General features: G+C 47.0%; 4 protein-coding genes. All 4 read right to left on the minus strand.

Going from position 1 to position 2,904, the window contains the following annotated elements:
* Positions 1-672: NAD(P)(+) transhydrogenase (Re/Si-specific) subunit beta (locus tag AB3112_RS10340; RefSeq protein ID WP_367334440.1), on the minus strand; the 672-nt coding region annotated here is incomplete at its 3' end.
* Positions 672-989 carry an NAD(P) transhydrogenase subunit alpha gene (locus tag AB3112_RS10345; RefSeq protein WP_057910911.1) on the minus strand — a complete coding sequence of 106 codons (318 nt, stop codon included), beginning with the start codon at positions 987-989 and terminating at the stop codon, positions 672-674. The genes AB3112_RS10345 and AB3112_RS10340, both read right to left, overlap by 1 nt.
* A gap of 2 nt (positions 990-991) precedes the next feature.
* Positions 992-2,203, minus strand: coding sequence for an NAD(P) transhydrogenase subunit alpha (locus tag AB3112_RS10350; RefSeq protein WP_367334441.1), 1,212 nt, complete (start codon positions 2,201-2,203; stop codon positions 992-994).
* Between the two features lie 181 nt (positions 2,204-2,384).
* On the minus strand, positions 2,385-2,904 hold a 520-nt coding region (locus AB3112_RS10355), incomplete at its 5' end, for a glycoside hydrolase family 2 TIM barrel-domain containing protein (RefSeq protein ID WP_367334442.1).

A 2,904-nucleotide genomic window follows, 5' to 3' on the forward strand; every position in this document is an offset into this window, starting at 1 on the left:
CAAAAGCGATACGACAACCGGCATGTCGGCACCACCGATTGGCAAGGTCATCAGCAGACCGAAGATTAAGCTGGCAAGCAATGCCAAGACCAATGGCCAGTACGCAGATGGAAAGCCAATCATCCAAACGGCAGCCACAAGGATTCCAAGAACAGCGATCCCATTAATCAGCTTATCGCCGGGAAATGAAATTGGCTTGCCAGGAACGTGACCGGATAACTTTCCAGTTGCAATCAAAGAACCTGAGAAAGTAATCCCTCCAATGACAATGTCGAGAAGGACCGGAATTGAAAAGGCCAAACTCAGTGAAGTTCCTAATGCCTCATGGGTGTAGTCGAAGATACCAATTGTGGCGGCAGCACCACCACCAACAGCATTAAATAGCGAAACCAACTGTGGCACGTCAGTCATCGGCACTTTACGCGCTTTAATAACCCCATATAAAATACCGATTAGAAGGCCAACAAACAAAACCGTCCACCCAATCAGGGTGATTTTACCGTCAGCAATAATTTCAATCAGAATCATGACGACCGCCATTGCCATCCCTAATCCAGACAGCATGTTTCCTTTTCGAGCCGTTTTCGGCGAACGCATCATGTGGACACCAACCACGTAGCAGACGGCCGACAGCAAATAAATTAACGAAGCAAGTGTTTTAAGCATTGACATTATTTGTCGCCTTCTTTGTTAGAATCTGCCGGCTTTTTTGGCCGGTTGAACATCCCCAGCATTCGGTCGGTTACCGTATAACCACCGGCAACGTTGACGGCGGCAAAAAAGGCTGCCAGGAAGGCGAGAATGTAGAAATACCAATTATTGGCTTCCGCTGCGATCACAAAGGCCCCGACAACCACGACCCCGTGAATTGCATTGGCGCCGGACATCATTGGTGTTTGTAAAGTCGAAGGAATTTTACTCATGACTTCAAATCCAACTAATAGGCTCAGAACAAAAATGGCTAAATTCGTATATAACTCCTGACTCATAATCACTCATCCCCCTTGTCAGCATCTTTTGTTTCTTTGGTTGCTTCTTCAGGCGCATCTTCAGCTGGCTGCTTGGTCGGCAAATTCAACGCATCCCGCAGCCGGTCGGAAATAATTTCACCGTGGTCGGTTGCAACCAACTGGCTCATCACGTCGTCGGTTAAATCAATGTTGAGATTGCCATCCTTGTCAGCAATATCATTAATGACAGCTTGGACGTTTTTCGAGAACATTTCTGAAGCAGACGTTGCCAACTGGCTCGCTAAATTCCCGGCCCCAATAATTTTGGCACCATTTTCAGTCATCACCGTTTGACCCGGTTTTGATCCGGACACGTTACCACCTAAATCACTGGCAGCCAGATCAACAAAGACACTTCCGGATTTGGCATTATCAATCGCTTGTTGTGGTACCAACAGCGGTGGCTTTTTCCCAGGAACCTGCGCAGTTGTAATCACAATGTCGTTTTGTTTAATGAACCCAACAAGTTCGTCTTGCTGCTGCTTTTGTTCATCAGCTGAGAGCTGACGGGCATATCCGCCCGCACCAACGGCACTGACTGAACTGGTCAGAAATTCCGCTCCCAGTGATTCCACTTCACCTCGAGAAGCCGGGCGAACATCGTATCCAGAAACAATTGCGCCCAATCGCTTGGCGGTCCCGATTGCCTGAAGCCCGGCAACACCAGTTCCTAAGACCAATACTTTAGCTGGCTTGGCAGTCCCGGCAGCCGTGATCATCATCGGCAGGTAGCGGGCAAATTGATCGGCCGCAACCAAAGCTGCTTTATAGCCGGCAATCGAAGCTTGTGAGCTTAACACATCCATGCTTTGGGCTCGAGAAATCGTCCGCGGCAAAAGTTCAAACGAGAGAGCCGTTACCTTTTGTTTGGCCAGTTCTTGAATAGCATCGGTATCAACCAAGGCTTTCAGCAAGCCAATCAGGATTTGGCCCTCATGAATCTTTGCGCGGGTTGCCTCATCCGGCTGATTAATAACTGCAATCAGGTTCGCTTTTGAAACCGCGTCATCCCGACTAACAACCGTTGCCCCAGCGTCAACATAGGCTTGATCAGAAAAGAACGCTTTCTCACCTGCACCTTTTTCAACCAACACTTGAAAATCCTTGTGAACCAGCTTTTCCGCCACGTCCGGCGTGATCGCCACTCGGTTCTCATCGTCAGATTCTTTCAATGTAGAAATAATCGTTGACATTAGTATGTTTCCCCCTTCACACGATTCTTTTTGTAACCGCTTAATACACATTAAGGCTAGTCTTTATTCGGGAAAATTGCAATGCTTTGTGAATAAGTTTACAAAGAAATTTCAAAAAGCCGATATCGCGCATAAAATGCGTCATATCAGCTTTCAAATCTTCAAAATTATATATATTTTGTTATTTTTTATACCCAAAATCAGGAATGTTTGTCCAACGCTTCTTCAAGTACCGGACGACCATCTTTGGTTCCCGGGACCGAGTAAAGATTCCCTTCTTATTGCCTTGTACCCGCTGGATGCCAGATTTCGTCTGGAAGTCGGCAAAGTTCCACAGCTGTTCGCCGACAAAGTGTGGGATTTCATCAAAGACTTTACTCGTCATACGATAGTAATCTTCTTGGAACTCTTCTGAAAATGGTTCGTCGTAATTACTGTGAAGCCCAGGAATCGTGTCGGCACCATATTCGGTGTACATGATGGGCTTGTCTGGGAATTTGTCGGAGTATGCCTTCAACTCATCTCGGGTTGCTTTTTCAGCGGTTGCCAAATCACCATTGGCAACGTACCAGCCGTAGTAACGATTCAACGCAATCACGTCGACTAATGATACGCAGTTGTCAGTCTTGGGATTCGCCATCATGATACTCGTGTAAGTACATGGCCGATTTTGAGGATCCAATTGACGCGCTTCATCAAAC

This window comes from Lentilactobacillus sp., from assembly GCF_040773105.1.
In the GTDB taxonomy this organism is placed as follows: Bacteria; Bacillota; Bacilli; order Lactobacillales; family Lactobacillaceae; genus Lentilactobacillus; species Lentilactobacillus parabuchneri.

Bases quoted from the DNA above. Each gene is read 5' to 3' on its own strand.
- AB3112_RS10350 (WP_367334441.1), bottom strand. From the start codon at position 2,203: ATGTCAACGATTATTTCTACATTGAAAGAATCTGACGATGAGAACCGA.
- AB3112_RS10345 (WP_057910911.1), bottom strand. From the start codon at position 989: ATGAGTCAGGAGTTATATACGAATTTAGCCATTTTTGTTCTGAGCCTA.